The following is a 24,757-nucleotide window of genomic DNA, read 5'->3' as shown; positions in this document are numbered from 1 at the left end:
TGATTGAAGTTCCTTGCGGCACGCGTCGAATGACCCAAGATTTCGCCCCCATCCATCCTCTGCGTCTCCGCGCCTCTGCGAGAAATTTTTTCTCTGTCCGTCTCTTGATGTCTCCGTGCCCTCTGTGGCTCTGTGGTTAGCCGAACCCCGAATCCCGCGTCTGCTCCCTTGCCCGACACCTTTGATTTCGAACCCGGCGACGTCATTGGCGAGCGCTACGAGGTGGTCGAACGGCTCGGCCGCGGCTGGGAGGGAGAGGTCTACAAGCTGCTGGAACTGGGCGCCGGCATCGAACGGGCCGGCAAGTTCTTCTACCCTATCCGCAACCCTGGCGGAAAGACCTCGCGGTTCTACGCCCGCAAGCTTCACAAGCTGCGGAACTGCCCGATCGTCATCCAGTACCACACCAGCGACGTGATCGAGTGGGAGGGGAAGAAGGTCGTCTACTTGGTGTCGGAATTTGTCGAGGGGGAGACGCTGGACAAGTTCCTCAGCCGGCAACCCGGCAAACGGATCGGCGCCTTCCAGGGGCTGCACCTGTTACACGCATTAGCGTCTGGAATGGAGGCGGTGCACGACGCCAAGGACTACCACGGCGACCTGCACTCCGGCAATATTATCGTTCGGCGCGTGGGCATCTCGTTCGACTTGAAGCTGCTGGACATGTACCGCCACGGGCCGACGACGTCGGCCGATATCCACACAGACGTTTGCGATCTGATCCGCCTCTTCTACGACGCCATCGGGGGGCAAAAGTTCTACTCCCGCCAGCCGCCGCCTGTGAAGCGGATCTGCCGCGGCCTGAAGCGGTCCCTTATCCTGGAGCAGTTCCGCACCGCGGGGCAGCTCCGGCACTACCTGGAAACCATGGAATGGACGTAACGCAAGACGCGCTGCTCGTTCAGGCCTGGCAGGGGGACACGGCGCCGCGGTCCGTAGAGTTGATCGACGCACGCATGGACCGACCCTGCGTGCTCGGATCCAAGACCGGGCAGGCGGCGCTCTTCTCGTGTCGGAGCCCCGCCAAGGAGACCTCCAACGAAGATTCCTCGGCCGCGATCGAGCCGTGGCCCGGCGCGCTAGTGCTGATCGTTGCGGACGGGCTCGGGGGGCACGCGTCGGGGGATGCCGCTTCGAGGATCGCGGTCGAGACGCTCGTTGCAGCGGTCCGCTCCATCGCGGTGCCGGACGAGCCCTCGCTCCGCGCCGCGTTGCTGGATGGGATCGAACGCGCGCACGACGCCATCTTTGCCCTGGGGACAGGTGGCGCAACCACGCTGGCGGTGGCCGAAATCGTAGACCAGGTTGCCCGCACCTTTCACGTCGGCGACTCGGTGGTGTTGATCTTTGGGCAGCGGGGCAAGCGGAAACTAGAGACGGTGGCCCACTCGCCGGTCGGCTACGCCATCGAGGCAGGCTACCTCGACGCTAACGATGCGATGTCTCACGAAGACCGGCACCTGATCAGCAACTGCGTCGGCCGGCCCGGCATGCGGATCGAGGTCGGCGCCCCGGTCACTTTGTCGCGGTTCGACACGCTGTTGGTGGCCAGCGACGGGCTCGTGGACAACCTGCAGGTCGATGAAGTGGTGGAGATGCTCCGCAAGGGCGCCATCGGCAAATCGGTCGAAACGGTCGCCCGGCTCACGCTCGATCGCATGAGAGCAGAAGTCGGCCCCGCCCCGTCCAAGCCGGACGACCTCACCATCGCGGTTTTTCGGCCCGCAGGGGATGGGGGAGACGGCAAGTAGCAAGAGCCCCGAGCCACGCCTCGGCGCGGACCGTGCCGCACCGAGGCGTGGCTCGGCGGCAGGTGGGGCGGAGCTTCATCCCGCCACCAGTAGACGTTTTGCCGCGTCCGGTTGATGCATTTGCGGTGTGCTAGCCGCTATAATCAGAAATGCGTATTCAGACCGATCGCTTCTGAGGACTACCGACATGCCCGTCGTCATGGAGTTGTCGCGGATCATTATCAGCGAGATCAACGATCAGCAGGTGATCTGGCTGAAGGAGGTCGAGGGGGATCGGTCCTTCCCGATCCTCATCGGCCTGTTCGAGGCGAACAGCATCGCCCGCCGCGTGCGACACGAAGAAACCCCGCGCCCGCTAACGCACGACCTGTTGGTCAGCGCCGTCGAGCAGCTTGGGGGAGAGCTCCGCGACGTGGTGATCAGCGAACTACGCGACCACACCTACTACGCCAAGCTCCGGGTACGCCTAGACGGCGAGTTGGTAGAGATAGACGCCCGCCCCTCCGACGCGATCGCGGTGGCCGTGTCTTGCGACCCGGTGTTGCCGATTTACGTGGCCGAAGACGTGTTGAACGACGTGATGCGCGAGCAGGCGTAGCTAGCTGGAGAGAGTCCCTCCGCAAAGAATCGCAATGGCTAGAGAGGTCTTGATGGCTAGCAAGGTCCGCTACACGCCGGAGCAGATCATCCGCGGCATTGAGTCGTACTTTCGAGAGTGCGGCGACGCTGACACCACGCTCGATCCGCTGTCGTCTGTCTACGAGTATCACGTTGCAGCCTCTGAGGCCGATGGCGAATGTCCACTCTGGTTCCTCGTGGGGCTCGGCGAGCACCTCGGGCTTGATTGGGGCGAGAACCGGTGGTCGGTGCTGCTCAAACTTCCCCGACGGAAAAAGAGCCGAGCCGACAACATCGATTCGTGGCGCGACTGGGAGGAGCGTATCGCGCCGAAGCTGACGGTGAACTGGCTCGCCCTGGCGATCGCGCGCCGTCTGCCGGGCGTTTCTTTCGAGCCCGTGACGGTTCTGGGGCGCCGCTGTGCACCGGCCGGCGCGTTTTATGGATTGTGCTCGATGCCCGAGCTGCAGGGCCGCCGCGTCGCCCCGTCTACCCCGTTGCGGCGGGTGCTTAGCCGTTCTGCCGCCTCTCGGGTTGTACGGCGTGCGGCATGGGTGAGCGGTAGAGACCTTCCCGGAGACCCGCTCCCCCACGGGTCATTCTCCGACCCTACCGGAGACGTGGGGGTGTTACTACTGATCGCGGGGTTTGCCGCGGTGATCCTGGGAGTATTCCACGGCGCGCTGTCGCTCGTTGTTTCTGGGGCGGCCATCTGGTTGTTGTACGCGGGCGTGCTGGCTTGGTCTGAGTTCTTCTGGCGATTGGATTGCTGGGCGGCTAGTGGAATTACCTTCCGTGACCTCGCACAGCGAATCGCCGCCGATCCCTGGCAACCTGGGGCGCAGAGAAGCTAGCAAGTAACGAACGCAGGTTGCGCGAAACTCACGTCCTGTTCCTTCGTCTCTCTCTTGCGGTCAATACTCGCTATTACAAAAAACCGGCCGGCTGGGGGATACCCAGCCGGCCGGCGGCGTTCGATACAGCTCCAGTCTCGTGCTTCCCTACTTAATGAACAGCATTTCCTGGTAGGTCGGCAGCGGCCAGAGGTCGTCGGAGACGATCGCCTCGAGCTCGTCGGCGTACTTTCGGACGTTCAGCATCGCCGGCAGCACTTCTTCGTAGCAACCGCGGATGTCTTCGCAGCCCCCCTTGGTCACCTTGGCCAATGCCGCGGTGCCGTCCTGCAGGCCCTTGACCAGTTCGGTCACCTTGTCGAGCGTGTCGGTGTCGAACTCGTAGCCCAGCATCTTCAGGTTCGCACAGGTGCTGGCCAGCTCGTTCTGGTAGCGGATGGCGGCCGGGAAGATCATCGTGCGGGCGATCTTCTTCGTGAGGTTCGCCTCTACCTTCACGGTCAGGCAGTACTGCTCTACGTACGTCTCGTAGCGGCTCTCCAGCTCGCGTTCGTTCAACACGTGGTACTTGGAGAACAGTTCGCGCACCCCCGGCTCTAGCAGAGCCTCAAGGGCGTCGGGTGTGGCCTTGAGGTTCCTCAAGCCGCGCTTCTCGGCCTCGGCGTGCCACTCGTCGGAGTACCCGTTGCCGTTGAAGATGATGGGCTCGCATTCGCCCATGATCTCTGCGAGCAGCTCCTGCACCGCGCTGTTCAGCTTCGAGGAGTCGCCCCCGGTGGCCTTCTCCAGCTTGGTGGCGCAGTAATCGAGCGACTCGGCCACGATGGTGTTCATGGCCACCAGTGGGCCCGCGATCGAGAAGTTCGAGCCCACGGCCCGGAACTCGAAGCGGTTGCCGGTGAAGGCGAAGGGGCTGGTGCGGTTGCGGTCGCCGGCGTCCTTGGGGAACGGCGGCAGCGTATCGACACCCACTTCCAATGTCCCGCGGGCCCTGCTGCTCTTGGCGCCGCCGGCCTTGATCTGCTCGAAGACGTCGGTGAGCTGATCTCCCAGGAAGACCGAAATGATCGCCGGCGGGGCCTCGTTGGCGCCCAGCCGGTGGTCGTTGCCGGCGCTCGCCACTACCGCCCGCAGCAGCCCTTGGTGCCTGTGAACCGCACGGAGCACCGCCGCGCAGAACACCAGGAACTTGGCGTTGTCGTGCGGCGTGTCGCCCGGGTCGAGCAGGTTGCCGTGGGCGCTGCTCCCCAGCGACCAGTTGACGTGCTTGCCAGAGCCGTTCACCCCGGCGAACGGCTTTTCGTGCGTCAGGCACTCCATGCCGTACTTAGCCGCAACTCGCTTGAGCATCAGCATGCAGAGCTGCTGGTGGTCGGTGGCGATGTTGGCGGTTTCAAAGATGGGGGCGATCTCGTATTGCCCGGGCGCCACCTCGTTGTGGCGGGTCTTGATGGGGACGCCGAGCTTGATGAGCTCGCGCTCCACCTCCAGCATGCATGCCAGCACGCGTTCGGGGATGGCGCCGAAGTAGTGGTCGTCGAATTCCTGCCCCTTGGGGGGGGCGGCGCCAAACAGTGTCCGGCCGGCGTTTAGCAGGTCGGGCCGAGCGAAGAAGAAATTTCTGTCGATCAGGAAGTATTCCTGTTCAGGACCGGCCGTCGAGGCGATGAACGCATCCTCGTCGTATCCGAATAGCTTAGTGATACGCTGGGCCTGCTGGTTCAGCGCCTGCATGCTCCGCAGCACGGGCGTCTTCTTGTCGAGCGCCTCGCCGGTCCACGACACGAAGGCCGTCGGGATGCACAGCGTGGTGCCGTTGGGGTTCTCCAGGATGTACGCGGCGCTGGTCACGTCCCAGATGGTGTAGCCGCGCGCCTCGTGCGTTAGGCGGATGCCGCCGGTGGGGAAGCTAGAGCCGTCCGGCTCGCCCTGGATGAGTTCCTTACCGCCAAACTCCGTGAGCGCGGTGCCGTCGCCCGCGGGCGCCATAAAGCTGTCGTGCTTCTCGGCGGTGCCGCCGGTGAGCGGGTAGAAGACGTGGCTATAGTGGGTAGCGCCCTTCTCGATCGCCCAGTCCTTCATTGCCGAGGCGACGACGTCCGCCACGTTGGGGTCGAGTTTCTCGCCCGCCTCAATGGTTTGGATCAAACCCTTGAAGATCGGCTTGGGGAGCCGCTTCTTCATCTCGGCCTTGCTGAAGACGTTGGCGCAGAACAGGTCCTGCGTGGGGGTCTCCGCGAAGTTCAGCGGGGGCCCGGCCGGCTTGTAATTAATTGCTGCATTGATCGCCGCCATGCGCGGCGACGATCCCGCCGCGTTTGAAACCCCGCCGCTAGTAGGGATGCCCGATGCGGCCTTGCCGTTATCCGACATTACGTTGCTCGCCATGTGCCCGCCCATTCGTTTGAGTGAGGAAAAACATCCGCCGTCCACCGCAGGGGGAACGCCAGCCAGAAGAAACTGCCGCACCGCCCCGAGGCCTACCTATTTGCTGCCGCCGATTGCAAGTGTTGTGCCAGCTTAAAAGTCGCCAGAATAGCCCCCCAGACGGCGTCAGGGCCACAGGAATTGCCCAGAAGAGTGGCAGTTGCAGCGCGAATTCTGTGCAATTTTGGCCTTTCTTGGTCAATCCCGATTCCGGTTTCAGCGATCGCAACGATTATGCCGAAGAACCGATACGGCGATATGAACTACCGCTATTTTGCCAGCAGGGGGGTCTGCTCGGCGTCCTCATCGACCAATGCGCACCCACAGGATAGCACTGCTGCTGATTGCGCCGATGCTTGTCGGCTGCACCTTGGTGCTGCCCGAGGTGAGCTACCAGCCGGTGGTCCACAACCCATTCCCGCAACTGAGCAAGGTGGCGATCGCCCCGTTCTTCAACCAGAGCGACGCGCCGACCGTCGATGGGCAGCGGTTCGCCCTCGCCTACTTTGCCGAACTGCAGTCGGTGCCCGGCTACGAAGTCGTGCCAGTGGGCGTTGTGGAAGAGACCATCATCCGCAACTCGATCAATCTCTCGGACCCACAGAACGGCCCCAGCGAGGCACGCCGTCTGGCGGGGTTGCTGGGCGTCGATGCGGTGGTCATCGGTTCGGTTACCGATTATTCACCCTACTATCCGCCGCGGTGCGGAATCCGTGTCGAGTGGTACGCCGCGAATCCAGGGTTCCACCCGATCCCCGCGGGATACGGTTTGCCTTGGGGCACGCCAGAAGAAGAGTACATCCCGCCGGCGCTGGTGTTTGAGGCCGAGATGGCTCTGGCCCGCGAGCAGATGGCGACGCAGACCCCCGATTGTTCATGCGACACGCCCAGCGGCGCAGCGGTCGACGCGCAGGCCGCGCCGACGGGTCCGCCGGGGTTTGACTCAGGCGCCAGCGACCCCTTTGCGCCGCAGAGGCCCGATGCGCTGCGGCAGCCGGCGGACGCGTCGCCCATGCCGGGCAAAGAGCCGGCCTCGGCCGACGCACTGCAAACCAGCTACCAGCCAGAAGTCGGCGCGCCCACATTGGACGAGCGCGCCATCGCTGCGTCGGCAGGGATGGCGCCCGTGGGGTGGCCAGACGCCCGTGGATTCTCGCCGGCGCCTCCGTCTCCCGTCCGTCCCGCTTGCCTGCCGCAGGATAGTCCGGTCATGACGCATACGCGGATCTTTCTGGGGAACGATCCCGACTTTACCGCGGCGCTGGCCAACTACGTGAGCTTCCGCGACGACGCACGGTTTGGCGGCTGGCAGAGCTATCTTGAGCGGAGCGATGATTTCATCCGCTTCTGCTGCCACCAGCACATCTTAGAGATGCTGTCGGCGCGTGGCGGAGGAGGAGAAACGCAAGTGGTGAGAAGGTGGTCGGAGCGCCGATAGGGTTTATCTAGACGCACTCTCTTACCACCGCCCGCGCGTCTTCCCACCCCCCGTCCCGCCCGCTGATGCATGGAGGCCCTCCCCGTGAATGAGGATGTCAATGTCCTTGCGCTCGTCAAAGGCAACGAGCGCTACGTGTTCCTCTACGACGACTCGCAACAAGCCGAGGTGCTCCGCGCGCTCGGCCGCAGCGCTTCGAACCCCGAGCTGAGCTTCTCGTGGTACGACGCCGCTGTCTTGAGCAAGAAAGTCCGCCAGGAATCGACTACCCAACGCACCGTCCCCCGCTTCACCAGCGTGCAGACGCACGCACGTGAAGAGTAAGTCATGGCCTAAGTAGATGACGCGGCCGCAGGCCGCGTGTATTCCCCTCCCCCCTTCCGGGAGAGGGACGTAGGCCGGAGCAATCAAGCTAAGCGAGTGCAGTTCCGGCACGGCCGCGGGGATTCCGCTGCCGGCCGGAACTGCGCCACGCTCCGCATTGTTCGCTCCGGCCTACCGTGCGATGAGGAGAGCCCACCCCATGCAACGCGAGATCGCCCAATTCCTCCGCGGCCTCGAGAGCGAGCGGGGCGCCTCTCCCCACACCATCAAGGCGTACCGTGAAGACCTGGCCGCGCTCGCCGGCTATCTCACGGACGCCGACGGCCGTGCGCCGACCCCTGCGCAGATCACGCCGCTCGACCTGCGCGGCTTTGTCTCTGCGCTGCACGACGCCGAGTTCGCCAAGACGTCGATCTCGAGGAAGCTCTCCAGCGTCCGTAGTTTCTTCCGTTTCGGGCAGCGAGAAGGTTGGGTGACGAGCAACCCCGCCGCTCCGGTCCGCAACCCACGGAAGCCGCGGAAGCTGCCCCACTACCTGTCGACGGAAGAGGTGGGGCGCCTGCTTGGCGCTCCAAAGATCGACAAGCCGTTCGGGCTGCGCGACCGCGCCATGCTTGAGACCCTCTACTCGGCCGGGCTGCGTGTGAGCGAGCTGGTCGGGTTGTGCGACGGCGACCTCGACTTCGAGCAAGGCATCGTGCGGGTCCGCGGCAAGGGCCGCAAGGAGCGTTTGGCGCCCGTCGGCTCGTTCGCCGCGCGTGCGCTGCGCGATTGGTTGGCCGTCAGGAAGCTCTCGCCTAAGGCGCCCTCCGGCGCCGAGGCGCCGGTATTCACCAATAAGTTCGGCCGGCGGATCACCACCCGCAGTGTCGCCAGAACGCTCGACAAGCACCTGCGGGCAACCGGGCTCGATGCACGCACGTCGCCGCATACTTTGCGGCACAGTTTCGCCACGCACCTTCTCGACCGCGGCGCCGACATCCGCAGCGTGCAGGAGCTGCTCGGCCACAAGAGCCTGGTGACGACCCAGATTTATACCCACGTCAGCACGGCCAACCTGCGGGCCGCCTACGAACGGGCCCACCCGCGGGCGGGGTGAACCAGCACGGGAGAGCACGGACAGCCCGACACCGGATTCCGCGGCAAAACGCTGTCTATCCGCAGGCAAGTCTTGGCGGCGCGGCGCTTTTCGGGCAAAGTGTAGGGTCACCGCCTGGCGGGTATGACCCCTCCGAGAACTAGCCGCGATGCCTACCTACGACTACGTCTGCGACGCCTGCGAACACGAGTTCGAGCTGTTCCAGTCTTTTTCCGAGCCCGTGAAGACCAAGTGCCCCGAGTGCGGCAAGAAGAAGCTCCGACGGCTTTTTGGCACCGGCGCCGCGGTCGTGTTCAAGGGATCGGGCTTTTACACCACCGACTACCGCAGCGATTCCTACAAAAAGGCGGCTGAAAGCGACAAGAAATCGTCCGAAGCCAAGTCGGACACCAAGTCCTCCGGGTCGAAATCAGACAAGCCCGCCGCCAAAAGCGAATCAAAGCCGGCAGCCAAGAAAGGCCCGTCGAAATCCGACAAATGACCGACCCCGCCCAGCCGGCGCCGGCCGAGCGCAATTGCCCTGTCTGCGGCCGCTTGTTCTCGCTCACGACGACCGAGGCGCCCCCGTTCTGCAGCCAGCGCTGCAAACTAATCGACCTGGGACGCTGGCTCGATGAGGGCTACGGGCTGCCGGCCGTGCCAGACCCGGACGCCGACGAAGAGCCAGAAGACTTGCTTTCTTAGCGGGGCGGTATTGCGACGGCTCCAAGGATTTGAGTAACGCGTTGCTGGACCAAGACTTATCACATTCCGTGCAGGTTGAGCTTAGCGTTTTGACGCTCTGCTCGCGACTCCTTCCTGCCGGTTGGCCGGCGGGGGCGCCGCCTTGCCGGCTAGGCCCGCGTAGCCTCCCGGCCCTGGGCGGGTTACACTCGGCGGCCCGACCCGGCGAACCAACCCCACGACGACATGCGGCCACCCCGAGACGAGCTCCGCGAAGTTGATTGGCCTTCTGTGCTGCCGTGGCTGCTGCTGGTGCGTGCGCTCCAGGGGACGCTGCGGGGACGCGTGTTGGCTTTGGGGTGGGTTGCTAGCCTGATGGTTGTCGCGGGCGTGTGGGCCGGCGACGCGTTGCTGGGGCCGCCGGCGGAGCCGGCCGCGCAGGTCGTCGAAGCGGCTCCCTTCCCGGCCCACTTGGTCAGCAACGCCGCGTCTGGGCTCGCGGGCGCCTGGTGGGCGTTTGTTGAGCCCTTCTGGCGTGTGGCAAACCACGCTGCGTCGCTGCGGGAGGTGTTGATCGGCGTTTGGCGGATCATTGTTTGGTCTCTCTTCGGTCTGGCGATCAGCCGCATCACCGCGCTCTGGCTCACCCGGTTTGAGTCGCCCGATCCCCTCGCCGCGTTCCGCTACGCCGTGGCCCGTTGGCCGAGCGCCGCTTCGGCGCCGCTGATGTGCCTGGCCGGGGTCGTGTTGATTGCGGCCCCGGTCCTGCTGGCGGGGCTGCTGTTGGGGGTGGCGTGGTTGGCGCCGCTGGTTGCGTTGGGGTGGCCCGCCTTGTTGGTTTGGAGCCTCCTGGTCGGGGTGATGGCTATCGGGCTGATGATCGGCTGGCCGCTGATGTCGGCGTCACTGGCGGTGGAGGACGCAGACGCGTTCGACGCCGTGAGTTGCGCCTACGGCTACGTCTACCAACGCCCGCTGCGGTTGCTGTGGTACGTCGCGTTTGCCGCGATCCTAGGGGTCATCGGCGGCGTGCTGATCGAGCTGCTGGCGATGGCGCCCGCGTGGACCCAGTCGCTGCTGTCGTTCACCGGGCCGAGTACCTACGCGTCGCAAGACGCCCGGCCGGTCGCCATCGTGCCGTTCTGGAAGGACGCCTACTTGCTGTTGATTCGTTCCTACTACCACGCGTACCTCTTCACGTCCGCCACGGCGATCTACCTGCTGCTCCGCCGCGACATCGACGGCCGCCAGTTGGACGAGGTTTCATTGGAAGAAGACCCGCTCGACGCCGCGGCGATCGACGGGGCCGCGGCCGAAGGGATGGTTTCCGACGTGATCGAAGACATCGCTGACGCCGGCGATGCTGGCGACAACGTTCCGGGAGACGACGGTCCAGGCAACGACGGCGGCGACCGGGCGTAGCACCACTGCCTCCTAGGCGGGGCCGCTCAGCACAGGCCCGGGGCGTTGCAGGAACTGGCCTCGCGTCAGCACCTGATCGCAACCCGCCGCGCGGGCCGCATCGAGGCGTGCGGTGTGCACGTGCGGACCGAACGCAACGATGCGGGCGTCCTCGGGCAGCACGGCTCGAAGCGCCGCGACCAGCGTCGCGCAGTCTTCAACGGCGGCCAGATCGATAATCGCCAGCCGCGGCCCGCGTTCGGCGACGCTCGCCACGGCCCGGGCGGGCGGGGCCGCCACGAGCGTCTCCCCGGCCGCGCGGGCGGCCCCTTCCAATTGCGAGGCGACCATCAGGTCGGTAGATACCAGTAGGATCGGCATGATTGCGCCTCTCTCCCGTCGCCGGGTTGAGTGCGAAACTCCGGGGGGGCGAACTAGGGGTCAGTGGTCTCGGCGGGCGAGAGACGAAGCATCGCCGCGCCGTGCGGCGGGAGCGTCGCGGAAACGCGTTTGGATGCGTTCGGCAGATCGCGACGCTCCCACAGGTCGCGTACGCGGTAGGTCCCGCGGAGCGATTCGCGTTCCAGGTCGAGGGCGACTTTCGCCGGCGTTTCGCCGAGGTTGAAGAGCGCCACGTAGCGGTCGCCCGACGCTTCGTCGGCGGCTACCCAGCACGCCTTCTGCGATTCGTGGAAAACCTCGCGGTTATCGGTCGTGTGCTGATTGACGTGCAGCAGGTCGGCGTTGGTCAGGTAGGCGATCGACTCCTCCGAGGAAGTCAGCGGATCGCCCCCCCACATCAGCGGGCTGCGGGCGACGCACCACAGCGTCATCAGCGTGCGGTGCTCGTCCGGCGTGAACTGGCTCTGACGGTCGGGGCCGTGCGGCCGGCCCCCCAGCGAGATATGGCCCACCGGCAGCATGTCTGCGTCGGGCCAGTGGCCGGGGCCGGCCCAGCCGCTCCACGCTCCCAGCAGGTCGAAGCTGTGCTCCAGGCTCTGCCAGTTGTCCCAAAAATCGGCCGACACGCGCCACATGTTGGCGTTCTGGACCAGGTGGCGCGCGCGCGACAGCGGGGCCTCGCCGCACGAGAGGCTCAACACCATCGGCCGGCCGCACTTGTCGATCGCCTTACGCATCATCTCGATCTCACCTGCGTGGTACGGCGGGTACATGGTGTCGTCTGCTTTGATAAAGTCGACCCCCCAGGAGGCGTACAACTCCATCAACGAATCGTAGTAGGCCTGCGCGCCGGGCTTCGACGGGTCGACCCCGTACATGTTGTTGCACCACTCGCACGTGTCGAACGGCTCGGCGATGTCGCGTGCGGTGGTGTCGGTCCCTTTGATCGGCAGGTCGTCGTAGTACGCCTGACGCGGGATGCCGCGCATGATGTGGATGCCGAACTTCATCCCCTTGCCGTGAACATAGTCTGCGATGGGCCCAAAGCCCTTGCCCCCCTCGGCGGACGGGAAGCGCTCCACTGAAGGCAGCGGGCGGCCCCAGCGGTCGAGCGTGAGCCGCTCCACCGGCCGGCCCTGGGCGTCTAGGCGGAGGTTGGGGTGGCCCAGGCGGCGCTCGGGGTTGTCCCACGCGCCCGGGTTGGGGTTGAACCAGATGTAGTCGATCACCGCGTACTCGTACCCCAGCGGCGCCATGCGATCGGCGAGCCAGTCGACCACGCCGCGGAACTGGTGTTCGTTGATCCGACAGTCATAGCTGTCAAAGCTGTTCCAGCCCATGGGGGGGCGCTGCGCCACAGGCCCCGCTGGATCAGCGATTGCCAGCACGGGAAAAACGACGATAGTAAAGAGCACATACGGGTAGCTGCATCGGTGCATCGAACGAGTCCTGTGGAAAAGCTAAATAGAAATGCGATATTCCGCGATTCCCCCGTTATAACCAAACGTGAGGCGTCGTGCAGCGGCGCCGGCGTACTTTTTGAGGTGTTACGGCCCGGTCCGGAGGAAACAGGAAACAACGTCCGATGAAGCGAAATCCCAACGTGGCGTTGCTGGTGGAGACCGCCCGAGAGTACGGGCGGCAGCTCCTGCTGGGCGTGGCCCAGTACGCCCGTCTGCACGGGCCCTGGAGCTTCCAGATGACCCCCGGCGACTTCGAGCAGGCTACGGCCGACTTCAGCGCCCAGCAGGTCGACGGCATCATCACCCGGCTGGTGAACAAGCGGATCCATCGACTGGTGGTCGAGGCGAACGTCCCCACCATCGTGCTGGGGCTCCGCGACTGGCAGGTGGCCAACGAGCTGCCGCTTGACTGCTGCGCCGAACACGCCGGAGACTCCGAGCAGGCCGCCAAGCTTGCCGCAGAACACCTGCTCGAACGCCACTTCCGCCACTACGGCTTTGTGGGGATGGGAGACCGCGCCTGGTCGACCGCCCGCGAACAAGGGTTCCGCGCCGCGATCAGCGAGGCCGGTTTTGAGACGCTGGTCTACCCAATCCCCGCCCGAAAGTCCGACCGCGTTTGGGACCGCGAACGCCAACGGCTGGCCGACTGGATCAAGCAGCTCCCCAAGCCGATCGGCATCATGGCCTGCAACGACGACCGCGGCCGCGAGGTGCTCGACGCGTGCCGGCTGGCCGGCGTGATGACCCCCGAAGAAGTCGCCGTGGTCGGCGTCGACAACGACGACCTCTACTGCGACCTCTCCGTTCCCCCCCTGTCGAGCGTCGCCTGGAACGGCGTCACCGGGGGTTACGAAACCGCGGCGCTGCTCGACAAGATGATGCGCGGCGAAACCCGCGGCCAGAAGAACCTGGCGATCGTGGTGCAGCCGTTGCACGTGGTGACCCGGCGCTCGACCGACGTGATCGCGCTGGACAACCGCGACGTCGCGGAGTCGCTGGCGTTTATCCGCGCCAACCACGCCCACGGCGTGAATGTCGACGAGGTCGCTGCCCACGTCTCCCTCTCGCGGAGGAACCTGGAGATCGCCTTCCGCAAAGAGGTAGGACGCACCATCCACGGCGAGATCCAGCGGGTGCGGTTCGACCACGCCCGCCGGCTGCTGGAGGAGACCGACTACTCCGTGCCGAAGGTGGCCGAGCTGGCCGGCTACGGCGCGGCGTCGTACCTGATCCAGGTCTTCCGGCAACGCCTGGGGCTGACCCCGCAGCGTTACCGGGCGACGATCCGCGTCTGAGCTCCGCCACGGCGACGCCGGGCCGCCACGCAGCCCCGCCGAGGCCCGGCGTGCTTTTTGTCCTTTTGTCCGGTGTTTCCTGCGCGCGTTTTCGGACAAAACCCGGTCCCCCTTGCAAAAAACACGCGATTTAACGCAGCGGCGTGGGCGTGCTGCGGGTATCCGGACCCCAGGAGGGGCCGATCCGCTGGTCGTAGCGGACAAAACCCCCCACCGATCGGACACGTCCGCCAAGCCGAGCGGACACCAGCAGGACAAAACCCCGCACCGGTCTTCCAGCACGGGATCGGCCCCCCGGGCGCCACGCCACGCACTAGGCGCCCCGGCCCCATTATCCGGCAAGCGGCGCAGGATGCACCGGCGATTTTTAGCCGCCTGTCCGGCGCGGCCGGCCTAGGGCTGCTTGGCGAATGGCTCGACGTCGGGCGCCACCCAAACGGGGGTCGACACGCGGAGCGGGACCCCCGCGCCGATGTCGAACGTGAACCGCGCAAACGCGGCCGAGAAGCCCTCGGGGGGCGCCTCGATCGGCACGCGGTAGGCGCCGTCGGCGTCGGGTTCGAGCGGCGTGGCCTTGAACGCGTCGCCGACCACCGGCTTGCGGAAGTCGCGCCCGCTGGGGTTCACCGCCCGCCACAGCACCGCCTCGGTCGGGGGGAACGAACAACGCACCGTGTGCACCGGCGCGTCGAACGCCGATTGCCACGTGACGGTCGGCCTCGGCAGGTTGTGGGCCACCGAGGCGTGAAACGCTGCCAGGGTGTCTAGCGCATCGGTCCCCGCTAGCGAGTGCCCCGTGTTGGGGGTACAGGCCAGCAGCTTCTCGCCCGGCAGGTCGTCGAAGTAGAAGCGGGACGAGTCGGGGAGGAAAAACTCGTCCCCCGACGCGTTGATCACGCACTTGGGCAGCGACAGCCGGTCGCGGTAGGCGTACGGGTCGACGATCGCCCGGATCGCCGCGCCGGCCGGAGACGAGAGCCGGTCGGCCAGGCCCTGGCCCTCGTAGTCCTTTAGCGCTTGGGAGTACTCGCCGTAGCACGCCTGGTGGTGCCGCATCGAGGGCTCGATGTTGAGCACGTCGATCACGATCGGCGCGATCGCTGCAACGCGGTCGTCTACCGCCGCGGTGAGCCACGTGGTCCATCCCCGCTTAGACGCCCCCGCCACGGTGAAACGAGCGATCGCGGGGGTCGGCCGCCCCGCGGATCTGGCCTCGGCCGCCACCGCCTGCTGCACGGCGGTCATCGCCGCCACGGCCGACTTGGCCATCGGCAGTTGGGCCAGCCAGGTCGGGTCGTCGGTTTCCATGAACTCCACCCAGCTTGCGGCCAGCAGGTCGTCCTCAGAACGCGGTCGGTCTGGCTGGTCGCTGGTGAGCAGCTTCAGCGGCTGGTTGGGCACTGTCCGCAGCTCGGCCACCACCGAGCGGGTAGCAAGCGCCGCCCCCACAATCCGGCCTTCGGCCTCCACGGGGGGGGCTTCTTCGTTCGACCCGCCGGTGATGAACAGCAACGCCGTGTCGGACTCTGCCTCGTTGGGCACGACGATCGACAGCCAGTGCCGCCACTCGGTGCGGCTCACCTCGCTGGCGGTGCGCCAGCGTTGTGAGGTCAGCAGGACGATTAGCGTGCGGTGGGTCGGGGTCTCGACCCGATGGACCACCTCCCAGGCAAACGCGGGGTCGGGCTGCGCGCAGTACTTGTCCAGCGGGGTGCGAGCATCGACGGCCATGCGGGGCTTTGCGGTGGCGGCCCCGGGCGAGCAGAGCAGCGCCGCGGCCAAGAGGAAACGAACGAGCATTGTGGGGGGTCCGGCGGGGCCTGCAGCGCCGCGGGGCGCCCCGCGGACGACGTCAGGCTAACCGGCCCCCGGCCTCCGCGACAGCCAGAGCTACGCCCGGGGGTCGTGCGGCTCTTCCTGGTCGTCGAACAGCATCCGGTGCGACGGGGTCTGGGTGTCGTCGAACTGGCCGTCGCGGGCGGCCCAGATGAACGCCGCGACCGCGGCCGCGGCCAGCAGCAGGGCGATGGGCGCCATGAGAAACACTACGGACATGCTAGCCCCTGGGCCGTCGCTGAAAGCCAACCGCCGACGCCAGCACGGTAGCAGAACTCGCGGGCATTAGCAGCGCGGCGACCAGCGGCGTGATGAGCCCCGCCGCGGCGAGCGTGACCGCCAGCGCGTTGTAGCAGAGCGAGATGGCCAGGTTCCGGCGCGCCACGCGCATCGTCTGCCGGCCGATCTGCACCAGCTCGACCAGCGCCCCCACGCCCGGCTCGGTGAGGTAGACGTCCGCCGCGGCCAGCGACGCCTCGGCGCCGCCGTGCACGGCGACGCCGATGTCTGCCGCGGCGAGCGCTGCGGCGTCGTTGACGCCGTCGCCCACCATCATCACGGCGGGGGCGCCGGGGCCGGCGGCCGCGGCGCGGACCCGGGCCAGCTTCTCTTCCGGCGAAACCTCGCCGTGGGCGGCCGAGGGGGGGAGGCCCATGCAGCGGGCCGCCTGCCGCACGGGGCCCTGGGCGTCGCCCGAGATGATCTGGGCCTGCCAGCCGGCGTCTACGAGCCAAGCGACCCCGGCGGCAGCCTCTTCGTGCAGCCGGTCGCTCAGCCAGACGACGCCGGCCGCGGCGCCTTCCACCGCGATGACAACGACGGTGTGCCCACGCTCTTGGCCGAGCTCAATCGCCGCTTCGATCTCTGGCGCCATCCGCACGCCAAGCTCGCTGGCGTACCGCGGCGATCCGACCAGCAGCGTTCCGACCGGCGCCAGCCCACTGACGCCAAAGCCGTGGCGTTCGGTGCGGTCTTGGATCGCCTGCACGTTTGCGGGGTCGACGGGCCCGAACGCCCGCTGCAGCGCCACGGCGATCGGATGGTTTGATTCTGCTTCGAGCGCGGCGACCCAGCGCCGCAGCGCCGCGTCGCCGCTGTAGGCCTCGAGCCGCAGGTCGCCGCGGGTGAGCGTGCCGGTCTTGTCGAGCAGCAGCACGCCGGGCGACGCGGGACGGACCCCCGCGAGCCGCTGCAGCACGGCCGCGCTCTTGATGAGCATCCCTTGCTTGGACCCGCGTGCGATGGCGACCGCCATGGTCAGCGGCGTGGCCAGCCCCAACGCGCAGGGGCACGCGACGATCAGCAGCGCCACGCTGGTGTCGATCGCGGGCGCCAGGCCCGCGGCCCCCCACCAGCAGATGAAGTTGAGCGTCGCGAGCACCGCGACGGCGGCCACGAACCAGCCCGCCACGCGGTCGGCGAACTCGACGATCGGGGGCTTGGCGGCCAGGCCCGCCTCGACCATCCGCACCAGCCCGGCGACTCGGGTCGCCTCGCCCACGGCGCCGACCCTCACGCGCAGCGTCGCGGCGATGTTCTGGGCGCCGGCGCACACCCCGTCTCCCGCGGCGACCGGCGTCGGCAGCGTTTCGCCGGTCAGCAGCGACTGGTCGACCGCCGAGGCGCCCGACAGCACGCGGCCGTCGGCCGGGAACAGCTCGCCCGGCCGGACCTCGACGGCATCGCCGGGGGTGAGCGCCTCGACCGACTCGTCCAGTACGAGGCCGTCGCGCACCACGCGGCACGTGTCGGGGGTCATCGAGGTCAGCAGGCCGACCGCTTCTTCGGCCCAGCGTTGCTGCCTGGCCTGCAGGAAGCGGCCCACCAGCAGCAAGAAGACCAGCGTGCTGAGCGAATCGAAGTAGACCTCGCCGCGGTCGAGCAGCACGTTGGCCGTGCCCGCCAGCGCGCCGACCCCCAGCGCCAGGGCGATCGGCTGGTCGAGGTTCGCGGCCCGCACCCGCCAGCCGGCCCACGCGCCGCGGAAGAACACGGCGCCGGGCCACACGAGCGAGAGCCAGCCGATCGCCAGGCTGAGCCAGCGGAAGAGCCGCACGAACTGCGGCTCAATCCCTTCGAAGACCCCGGCGTACAGCGCCACCGCGATCAGCATGTTGTTGCCCGCCAGCGCGCCGGCGATGGCCAGGTTCACCAGCCGGCGACGCTCCGCCGCGTTGCGGACGGCGCGTGCCGAAGCGTCGCGTGCCGGGTGGGGGGCGTAGCCCAGGTGGTCGAGCGCCGCGGCGATGGTCGAGAGGTTCGCCTGCTGCGGGTCCCACACCACCCGAGCCCTGGAGGCGCCGAGCGTCAGTCTCGCTTCCACGACACCGGGCACGACCCGCGGCAGCCGCTCGACCAGCCACACGCAAGCGGCGCAGTGCACCCCTTCGAGCCGCAGCTCGATCGCCCGCAGGCCGTTGGGGGTCTGGACGGCGTGCTTGGCGAGGAAGGCCTCGGAGTCGTAGGCGGCGTAGCGGCGGCGTGCCCCGCTGGCGGCGTGGCGCTGCTGGGCGAAGCGGTCGCGCATCGCGTAGTAGTCTTCCAGGCCGCAGCCGCGGATGGTCTCGTACGCCATCTGGCAGCCGCCGCAGCAGAACTGCTGCGGGGCGTCGGGTTCAAACAGCGCCGTGGGGACCTTCAAGCCGCAGTGGTCGCATACCGGCGCGGGCGCGGTGGGCGGCGCTTCGGGTTCCAGTGAGGCGGTGCTCATGGCGCCTCGGGCTGGGGTTCGCGGCAGCAGGGCGGGAGCGTGTTGGGGTCGGGCGCCTGGCCCGCCGCAGAGGGCGCCTCGACGGTGACTTGTTGCGCGAGCGCTTCGGCAGAGATCGTGAGCCGGCCGGAGAGCGTGACCATCCCCACGGCGATGAGCGCCGCTGCGGTGGCCAGCGGCAAACGATCGCCCAGCACGCCGGCGAGCCTGCGGACGCCGATCCCCAGAGTCAGCATCACCGGCAGCGTGCCGAGCCAGAAAGCCGCCATCACCGCCGCGCCCTGCAGCGGGCCGCCGGCGCCGGCCGCGGTGACGACGAACGCGTAGAGCCAGCCGCACGGCAGCAGCGTGGTCAGCAGCCCGATGGACAGCGCCCGGGGCAGCGCGCTGCGCCGCGCAGCGAACCGCTGACCCCGTTGGATCAGCCGCCCCCAAGCCGCCGGGGGGCGCCAGTGCCCAAACCTAGCAAACCGGGTCTGCCAGTTGCGCAGCCGGGCGACCTCGGCCAGCCCGAACAGCACCATCATCCCGCCGGCCAGCGCCAGCGCGATGGGCTGCAAGCCGGCGAGGGTCGACGCAAGGTCGAGCAGCGCCCCCGCGGCGCCCGCGGCCATGCCGACCAGCGCGTACGTGACGAGCCGCCCGCCGTGGTAGGCGGCGTGCAGCATTGCCGCGGAGCGGGCCGACCGGCCCCCGCTGACCGCGATGCCGCAGAACGGGCCGCACATGCCCGCGCAGTGCAGCGAGCCGAGCAGGCTCGCCGAGAGCACGGCGATCAACATCGGCGTCATCGGATCGGCCCTCCCGGAAGCGTGTTGGCCGCGGTGGGTTGGGCCAGGCCCGGCTCGGGCGCCCAGACGTCGGTCTCTATCAGCAGCCGATCGGCGCCCCGCTGGACGACGGCGGTCAGACGCCACTGGCCCGCGCGACGCAGCGGCGGCGCCGCGACCACCCTCCCGGCCGCATCGGAGGGGCCCGCGCGGAACGCGACCGGCTGGTCGGCCTTGGCGTAGTGGTAGAGCGCCACGTCGAGCATCGCCCCTTCCACCGGGGCGCCCTCGGCGTCTAGCAGCACGATCTCGATCGGGCGGCGCCCCATCAGGTCGGCCTGGGGGGCGGGGGTGACCGTAGCGGTCCAACCCAGCCGGGCGCTAGCGGCGCGCTCGGCTTGTAGGTCGTCCCAGCGGAGCGCCTCGGCGTAGCCCGACGGGGCGATTGAGGCCGCGGGGATCAATGTCGACGAGAGCACCAGGGCGCCGGTGACCAGCAGCGCGTGGCCGGCCAAGAGCGCAATGACGATCGCGGGCCAGCGCACGTGCGCCCAGTCGGTGGGACCAAGGGGTGCGGTTGTGGGGTTGGGGGTCATCGGTCGGTTGGGGATTGGAGTGGAAAGCACCGGCGGCTGACGCCGACGGCTCGCCTGGGGCGCCGGTTAGCCGCCGGGGTTTGGCGATGCGGGGCCGAACAGCAGGTAGTCGCTCTCCACCTGTTCTCCTGCGCTGTCGACCACCCGCAGCCGCACCGGCAGCGTGCCGCCGCGTTGGGCGAACGCCCCGCTCGGCGCCAGCAGGTGGAGCGGCTCGGTGACCGACTCGCCGGCCGCGAGCGAGAGCTCGCGGGCGTCGTTGATCCGCAGCGACTCGGGCGCGGCTGCTTCGACGCGGTAGGTCCGCGCCTCGTCGGTGCGGTTGACCAGCTTGAGCCGGACCATGTTCTCGACCTCGCCGGCGGGCGTCACCACAAACGGCCGGCCGAGCCCGCGCAGCAGGGTCACGTCCATCGCTTGCCGGTTGGCGAGCATGACGATCAGCAGCACGCACAGGGCGGCGATCAACCCGGAGTAGATCAGCACGCGCGGCCGCGCCAGCCGGGTCGGCTGGCCCTCGAGCGCCGCCTGCGAGCTGTAGCGGATCAGCCCGCGGGGCAGGCCGACGGTGTCCATCACCGCGTCGCAGGCGTCGATGCACTGCGTGCAGTTGACGCACTCCATCTGCAGGCCGTCGCGGATGTCGATGCCGGTGGGGCAGACGTCCACACACAGGCCGCACGCGACGCAGTCTCCCAGCCCCTTCTCCTGACGGTCGCGGCCGTGGCCACGCGGCTCGCCGCGCTGGGGGTCGTACCCCACGACCAGGCTCGAACGGTCGAGCAGCACCGACTGGAAGCGGCCGTAGGGGCAGCCGATGATGCAGAGCTGTTCACGCCAGTAGCAGAAGTCGAACAGCATCAGCCCGGTGACAAACATCACCAGCGCAAACGCCCCCGGGTGACGCCACGGCGGCTCGCTCCAGATCCAGTGGTGCAGCGCGTCGACCCCCACGAAGTAGGCCAGGAAGGTGTTCGCCAGGTGCCAGCAGATCAAGAGGAAGACCCCGTACATGGCCGCCTTGCGCCACGCGGCGACCTGCTTCTTCGGTTTGCCCCCGCGGCCCGTCGTGCCGGTGAAGAGCCGCTCGATGGGCCGGAAGACGTACTCCAGGTAAACGGTCTGCGGGCAGCCCCAGCCGCACCACACCCGGCCGAAGATGGCCGTGGCGAAGAAGATGCTGAGGAACACGATCAGCCCGAAGACGGCCAGCAGCTCGAGGTCGGTGGGGCGGAACTCCAGCCCGAACAACGCGAACCGGCTGTTCCACAGGTCGAGCTGCACCGCCGGCCGGCCGCCGATCTTGATGAACGGAAGCGCCGTGTAGAGGACGATCAGGGCGTAGGCCGCCACGCGCCGCCGCACCCAGAACCGCCCCGTCGAGAGCTTCGGGTAGAGCCAACGCCGGCTGCCGTCGCTTTCCAGCGTCGAGAGCACGCGTCCCTCGGAAGGGAGCACCGGCAGGTGTTGGTTGATGGCCATGCGTGGATTCTTGTTTAGCGATTAGCCACGGAGGACGCAGTGAGCGACGGAGGAATGAAGTTTTCCACAAAAAGGCACAAGAAGGCACAAAGAGAAGAAAGTAAGGAAAAGCATTGAGGCGAATCCGCTCCGCATCACCCAACGCGGTTCGCCGGCATCGCTCTTTGTGCTTTCTCGTGCCTTTTTGTGGCTATCGTCCGTAGTTTCTGCGCTAGTCGCTGCGCTCTCCGTGGCTCCGTGGTTAACTAGTTCGATTCCGCGGCTACCGGCGCCGCCGGCCACGGCGGGATTTCATTCCCCTCGGCCAGCCGCGCGCTCGGCAGGTTCTTGCCACGCAGCGAGGCGACGTACGCCGCGGCCAGCACGACCTCGTTCGGGTGCAGGCGGTTGCCCCAGGCCGGCATGGCGCCGTTCTTGGCGCCCTCGCGGATCACCTTGGCGATGTCTTCGATCGTCTTGACGTTCAGGTAGCGGTCGTCGGTCATGTTGGGGCCGGAGACCCCTTCCCCCTCGCGGCCGTGGCACGACGCGCAGTTCGAGGCGAACGTCACGGCGCCTACCTTCAGCCAGTCGGGCTTGTTCATGTAGGTGAGGATGGTCGCCTCGTCCGGCTCCAGCGTGCCGATCTCGCCGAACTGCAGCCGCATGTTGGCCGCCAGGGCCGACTGATAGCTGTCCGCTACGGTGTTGCTGGCGTTGGCGGAGTGGAACCAGATGGCGTACACCGGCGCGAACAGGATGGTGCCGATGAAGATGGCGTTCCACCACCCGGGCGTTGGGTTGTCGTACTCTTGGATGCCGTCGTAGGAGTGTCCCGTGAGCGGGTCGTCGGCGGGTTGATCGGGTGCTGCCATGGCGGCGTTCCTCGTAGTTGCAAACGTTTTTTAGATCGAAGGGGACCACGGATGACTCGGATAGCCCGGAGATAGCCCTGCTTCTCAACGGCTACTCTTTGCGCTTATTCGCGCGTATTCGTGGGCAAACCTTTGCTGGTTGTGTGTGGCTCGGAAGGCTCGTCCTCGTCGGAGAGGGGGAGCCGAGCCCACCGATCAACCTGCTTCTTCCGGCGGGTGAGCGTCCATGCCACCACCCCCAAGAACACCGTCACGAAGACCACGAGCCCCGTCACGGCGAAAGGCGCCAGATTGAGTTGGGCAAGGATGGTGTGATTCACGAGTGGTCCCCCGCGCTCCGGATAGAACTTTGTTGCGTGCTGGCCGGAGCTGCCGCGGCCGCCGCATCGGTTGGCGCGGCGGCTTCTTCGCCGGCGACCGGCGCCTTGAACAGGTCGGTCCCCACCCGTTGCAAGAACGCCAGCAGCGCCACGATTTGCTTGTCCGCCAGGTCGTACTCGCGCCCCTGCAGGTCGCGGTAGGGCCCGCCGTTCTGCTGCACAAACTCCGCGGCGATCTGCTGGGCCTGCGCCTCGGCGTCCAGCTTGGCGTCGTCGCGTTGGTTGCCCTCGTACATCGGGTAAGGAACCCCCAGGGTCTGCATGGCCCCGATCCGCAACGGCGCCGACTCAAAGTCCAGCTCCTTCCGCATCAGCCAGGGGTAGGCCGGCATGATGGAGCCCTTGTTCAGGTCGTCCGGGTTGCGGAAGTGCAGCACGTGCCACTGGTAGCTCTGCTTGCCACCCTCGCGGGCCAGGTCGGGCCCGATCCGCCGCGATCCCCACTGGAACGGGTGGTCGTACACGCTCTCGCCCGGCTTGCTGTACTCGCCGTACCGCTTGGTCTCTGCCACGGTCGGGCGGATCATCTGCGAGTGGCAGTTGTAGCAGCCCTCGGCGACAAAGATGTCGCGCCCCGTCAGCTCCAGCGGCGTGTAGGGGGTGACCGTTGAAATGGTCGGCACGTTCGAGCGGATGACGAACGTCGGCACCAGCTCCAGCAGCGACGCCACCGCTACCGCCAGCGTGGTGAGCAGCGTGAACTTGATCGGCTTCCGCTCCCACACCCGGTGCCACCACATGGTGGAGAAGACGTCGAGCGTGCGGGCGTAGTCCGTGACCGCCCGCAGGTCCGACTCGGGGGGCGTCTCTGGCGTGAACGCCACGTGCCGCAGCGCCGGCGCCTCGTAGACCGGCACGTGGTACTCGGCCGGGCGGTTTTGCCACGTCTTGTAGAAGTTCCAGCAGCCGATCGCGGAGCCGACGATGTACAGGCTGCCGCCGATGGCCCGCAGGTAGTACATCGGGATGATCGCCTGGGTCGTCTCCACAAAGTCGGGGTAGGCGAGCTGGCCCGTGGGGGTCATGGCGCCCCACATCAGCCCCTGCATGATGCCGGCCACGTACAGCGGGAGCACGTACACCAAGATGCCCACCGTTGAGATCCAGAAGTGCGTGCCGGCCAGCGACTGACTGTAGAGCTTGGTCTGAAACAGCCGCGGCGCCAGCCAGTAGCACATGCCGAAGATCATGAACCCGTTCCACCCCAGGGCGCCGGAGTGGACGTGGGCGATGCCCCAGTCCGTATAGTGGCTCAGGGCGTTGACGCTCTTGATGGACAGCAGCGGCCCCTCGAAGGTCGCCATGCCGTAGAACGTGATGCCGACCACGAAGAACTTCAGCACCGGGTCCGTAGTCACCTTGCTCCAGGCGCCCCGCAGCGTGAGCAGGCCGTTGATCATGCCCCCCCAGCTCGGCATCCACAGCATCACGCTGAACACCATCCCCAGCGTCTGCGCCCACTCAGGAATGGCCGTGTAGTGCAGGTGGTGAGGGCCGGCCCAGATGTAGATAAACACCAGCGACCAGAAGTGCAAAATGCTGAGCCGGTAGCTGAAGATCGGCCGCTCCGCCGCCTTGGGCAGGAAGTAGTACATCAGCCCCAGGAACGGCGTGGTGAGGAAGAACGCCACCGCGTTGTGGCCGTACCACCACTGCATCATCGCGTCCTGCACGCCCGCGTAGATCGGGTAGCTCTTGATCATCGTGGGCGAGAGGATCGGCACCCACAGGTTGTTGAAAATGTGCAGCACCGCCACCGTGACGATCGTGGCGATGTAGAACCACAGCGCCACGTACATGTGCCGCTCGCGGCGGTTGACCAGCGTCATGAAGAAGTTCACGCCGAAGAACCCGGCCCACACCACCGCGATGGCGATGTCGATGGGCCACTCCAGCTCCGCATACTCTTTGCTCTGCGTGATGCCGAACGGCAGCGTCAGCGCGGCCGAGACGATGATCGCCTGCCACCCCCAGAAGTGCAGCCGGCCGAGCCGGTCGCTCCACATCCGCGCCCGGCAGAGCCGCTGCGTGGAGTAGTAGATGGCCGCGAAGATGCCGTTCCCCGCGAACGCAAAAATCACCGCGTTGGTGTGCAGCGGGCGGAGCCGACCGAAGGTGATCCACTCGATCCCGCCGTTGATGCTGGGGAACGGCAGCTCGAGCGCCAGCAGCATGCCGGCGGCGAAGCCCACCATGCCCCAGATGAGCGTGGCGGTCATGAACATCCGCACGATCTGGTCGTCGTAGCTAAACCGCTCCAGCCCCGGCGTCGCCGGGCGGGTCGCTTCGGTCAGGTCGGATACAGGCAACTCGCTGGCGGCGGGTTCGGCGGCCATAGTCGGGATGAACCTTCGGTAGGAACGTTGTTCAGGGGGGAGATAGTCGCGTGGG

Annotated in this window: 23 protein-coding genes; 11 read left to right on the top strand and 12 right to left on the bottom strand. The window is 67.2% G+C overall.

The features are described from left to right. Nucleotides 1–168: 168 nt before the first annotated feature. The 4 genes from Pla175_RS21995 to Pla175_RS21980 all read left to right on the top strand — a co-directional run bounded on the left by Pla175_RS21995 (nucleotide 169) and on the right by Pla175_RS21980 (nucleotide 3,223). Nucleotides 169–882 (top strand): protein kinase domain-containing protein, encoded by a 714-nt coding sequence (locus Pla175_RS21995; protein ID WP_145290742.1) that lies wholly within the window; start codon nucleotides 169–171, stop codon nucleotides 880–882. Then, nucleotides 873–1,751, top strand: a complete 879-nt coding sequence (locus Pla175_RS21990) for a PP2C family protein-serine/threonine phosphatase (RefSeq protein WP_145290739.1) — start codon at nucleotides 873–875, stop codon at nucleotides 1,749–1,751. Before Pla175_RS21995 ends, Pla175_RS21990 begins: the two co-directional genes overlap by 10 nt. A 187-nt stretch (nucleotides 1,752–1,938) precedes the next feature. Next, a complete protein-coding gene (locus Pla175_RS21985; protein WP_145290736.1) occupies nucleotides 1,939–2,349 on the top strand; it encodes a bifunctional nuclease family protein in 411 nt (136 codons plus the stop codon). A gap of 52 nt (nucleotides 2,350–2,401) precedes the next feature. Continuing rightward, complete coding sequence (locus tag Pla175_RS21980) at nucleotides 2,402–3,223, top strand: hypothetical protein (protein WP_145290733.1); 822 nt, start codon at nucleotides 2,402–2,404, stop codon at nucleotides 3,221–3,223. Between the two features lie 147 nt (nucleotides 3,224–3,370). On the opposite strand, the gene Pla175_RS21975 is transcribed toward Pla175_RS21980, so the two are convergent. Beyond that, nucleotides 3,371–5,518, bottom strand: a complete 2,148-nt coding sequence (locus Pla175_RS21975; protein ID WP_391527870.1) for a glutamine synthetase III family protein — start codon at nucleotides 5,516–5,518, stop codon at nucleotides 3,371–3,373. Nucleotides 5,519–5,963: 445 nt separating this feature from the next. Between Pla175_RS21975 and Pla175_RS21970 the strand changes: the two genes are divergently transcribed. The 6 genes from Pla175_RS21970 to Pla175_RS21945 all read left to right on the top strand — a co-directional run bounded on the left by Pla175_RS21970 (nucleotide 5,964) and on the right by Pla175_RS21945 (nucleotide 10,596). Next, nucleotides 5,964–7,088, top strand: coding sequence for a hypothetical protein (locus tag Pla175_RS21970; RefSeq protein WP_231954011.1), 1,125 nt, complete (start codon nucleotides 5,964–5,966; stop codon nucleotides 7,086–7,088). A gap of 84 nt (nucleotides 7,089–7,172) precedes the next feature. Next, on the top strand, nucleotides 7,173–7,412 hold the full coding sequence (locus Pla175_RS21965) for a hypothetical protein (RefSeq protein ID WP_145290726.1): 240 nt from the start codon (nucleotides 7,173–7,175) through the stop codon (nucleotides 7,410–7,412). Nucleotides 7,413–7,611: 199 nt separating this feature from the next. After that, nucleotides 7,612–8,511, top strand: a complete 900-nt coding sequence (xerC, locus tag Pla175_RS21960; protein WP_145290723.1) for a tyrosine recombinase XerC — start codon at nucleotides 7,612–7,614, stop codon at nucleotides 8,509–8,511. 148 nt (nucleotides 8,512–8,659) lie between these two features. Continuing rightward, nucleotides 8,660–8,992 (top strand): FmdB family zinc ribbon protein, encoded by a 333-nt coding sequence (locus Pla175_RS21955; RefSeq protein ID WP_145290718.1) that lies wholly within the window; start codon nucleotides 8,660–8,662, stop codon nucleotides 8,990–8,992. Beyond that, complete coding sequence (locus tag Pla175_RS21950; protein WP_145290715.1) at nucleotides 8,989–9,195, top strand: DNA gyrase inhibitor YacG; 207 nt, start codon at nucleotides 8,989–8,991, stop codon at nucleotides 9,193–9,195. Before Pla175_RS21955 ends, Pla175_RS21950 begins: the two co-directional genes overlap by 4 nt. Nucleotides 9,196–9,420: 225 nt before the next feature. Beyond that, the gene (locus tag Pla175_RS21945; RefSeq protein WP_145290712.1) at nucleotides 9,421–10,596 is read left to right on the top strand and encodes a hypothetical protein; all 1,176 of its coding nucleotides are present in this window, start codon (nucleotides 9,421–9,423) and stop codon (nucleotides 10,594–10,596) included. Nucleotides 10,597–10,608: 12 nt separating this feature from the next. Here the strand turns inward: Pla175_RS21945 and Pla175_RS21940 are convergent, their stop codons facing one another. After that, nucleotides 10,609–10,956 carry a DNA-binding response regulator gene (locus tag Pla175_RS21940; protein ID WP_145290709.1) on the bottom strand — a complete coding sequence of 116 codons (348 nt, stop codon included), beginning with the start codon at nucleotides 10,954–10,956 and terminating at the stop codon, nucleotides 10,609–10,611. 53 nt (nucleotides 10,957–11,009) lie between these two features. Beyond that, nucleotides 11,010–12,416: a glycoside hydrolase family 27 protein gene (locus Pla175_RS21935; protein WP_145290705.1), complete on the bottom strand. Its 1,407-nt coding sequence runs from the start codon at nucleotides 12,414–12,416 to the stop codon at nucleotides 11,010–11,012. Between the two features lie 146 nt (nucleotides 12,417–12,562). Between Pla175_RS21935 and Pla175_RS21930 the strand changes: the two genes are divergently transcribed. Further along, nucleotides 12,563–13,738, top strand: coding sequence for an AraC family transcriptional regulator (locus Pla175_RS21930; protein WP_145290702.1), 1,176 nt, complete (start codon nucleotides 12,563–12,565; stop codon nucleotides 13,736–13,738). Between the two features lie 393 nt (nucleotides 13,739–14,131). Here Pla175_RS21930 and Pla175_RS21925 read toward each other — a convergent pair whose 3' ends face one another. From Pla175_RS21925 to ccoN, 9 genes are all read right to left on the bottom strand, one after another. Then, the gene (locus Pla175_RS21925; protein ID WP_145290698.1) at nucleotides 14,132–15,538 is read right to left on the bottom strand and encodes a PhoPQ-activated pathogenicity-related family protein; all 1,407 of its coding nucleotides are present in this window, start codon (nucleotides 15,536–15,538) and stop codon (nucleotides 14,132–14,134) included. A gap of 90 nt (nucleotides 15,539–15,628) precedes the next feature. After that, on the bottom strand, nucleotides 15,629–15,793 hold the full coding sequence (gene ccoS / locus Pla175_RS21920) for a cbb3-type cytochrome oxidase assembly protein CcoS (RefSeq protein WP_145290694.1): 165 nt from the start codon (nucleotides 15,791–15,793) through the stop codon (nucleotides 15,629–15,631). A 1-nt stretch (nucleotide 15,794) separates the two neighbouring features. Then, nucleotides 15,795–18,284 carry a heavy metal translocating P-type ATPase gene (locus tag Pla175_RS21915; protein ID WP_145290690.1) on the bottom strand — a complete coding sequence of 830 codons (2,490 nt, stop codon included), beginning with the start codon at nucleotides 18,282–18,284 and terminating at the stop codon, nucleotides 15,795–15,797. Next, a complete protein-coding gene (locus Pla175_RS21910; RefSeq protein WP_145290687.1) occupies nucleotides 18,281–19,075 on the bottom strand; it encodes a sulfite exporter TauE/SafE family protein in 795 nt (264 codons plus the stop codon). Before Pla175_RS21910 ends, Pla175_RS21915 begins: the two co-directional genes overlap by 4 nt. After that, a complete protein-coding gene (locus Pla175_RS21905; RefSeq protein ID WP_145290682.1) occupies nucleotides 19,072–19,650 on the bottom strand; it encodes a FixH family protein in 579 nt (192 codons plus the stop codon). The genes Pla175_RS21910 and Pla175_RS21905 overlap by 4 nt, the downstream gene beginning before the upstream one ends. A 66-nt stretch (nucleotides 19,651–19,716) precedes the next feature. Next, nucleotides 19,717–21,132 carry a cytochrome c oxidase accessory protein CcoG gene (ccoG, locus tag Pla175_RS21900; protein WP_145290678.1) on the bottom strand — a complete coding sequence of 472 codons (1,416 nt, stop codon included), beginning with the start codon at nucleotides 21,130–21,132 and terminating at the stop codon, nucleotides 19,717–19,719. Between the two features lie 245 nt (nucleotides 21,133–21,377). After that, the gene (locus Pla175_RS21895; RefSeq protein WP_145290675.1) at nucleotides 21,378–21,986 is read right to left on the bottom strand and encodes a cbb3-type cytochrome c oxidase N-terminal domain-containing protein; all 609 of its coding nucleotides are present in this window, start codon (nucleotides 21,984–21,986) and stop codon (nucleotides 21,378–21,380) included. Between the two features lie 104 nt (nucleotides 21,987–22,090). After that, nucleotides 22,091–22,306 (bottom strand): cbb3-type cytochrome oxidase subunit 3, encoded by a 216-nt coding sequence (locus Pla175_RS21890; RefSeq protein WP_145290672.1) that lies wholly within the window; start codon nucleotides 22,304–22,306, stop codon nucleotides 22,091–22,093. Next, nucleotides 22,303–24,702 carry a cytochrome-c oxidase, cbb3-type subunit I gene (ccoN, locus tag Pla175_RS21885; RefSeq protein ID WP_145290669.1) on the bottom strand — a complete coding sequence of 800 codons (2,400 nt, stop codon included), beginning with the start codon at nucleotides 24,700–24,702 and terminating at the stop codon, nucleotides 22,303–22,305. The genes Pla175_RS21890 and ccoN overlap by 4 nt, the downstream gene beginning before the upstream one ends. Between the last annotated feature and the right edge of the window lie 55 nt (nucleotides 24,703–24,757).

The organism is Pirellulimonas nuda (assembly GCF_007750855.1).
In the GTDB taxonomy this organism is placed as follows: Bacteria; Planctomycetota; Planctomycetia; order Pirellulales; family Lacipirellulaceae; genus Pirellulimonas; species Pirellulimonas nuda.
The sequence above is the reverse complement of the archived record's forward strand: the minus strand, read 5'-3'. Positions and strand labels throughout refer to the sequence as shown.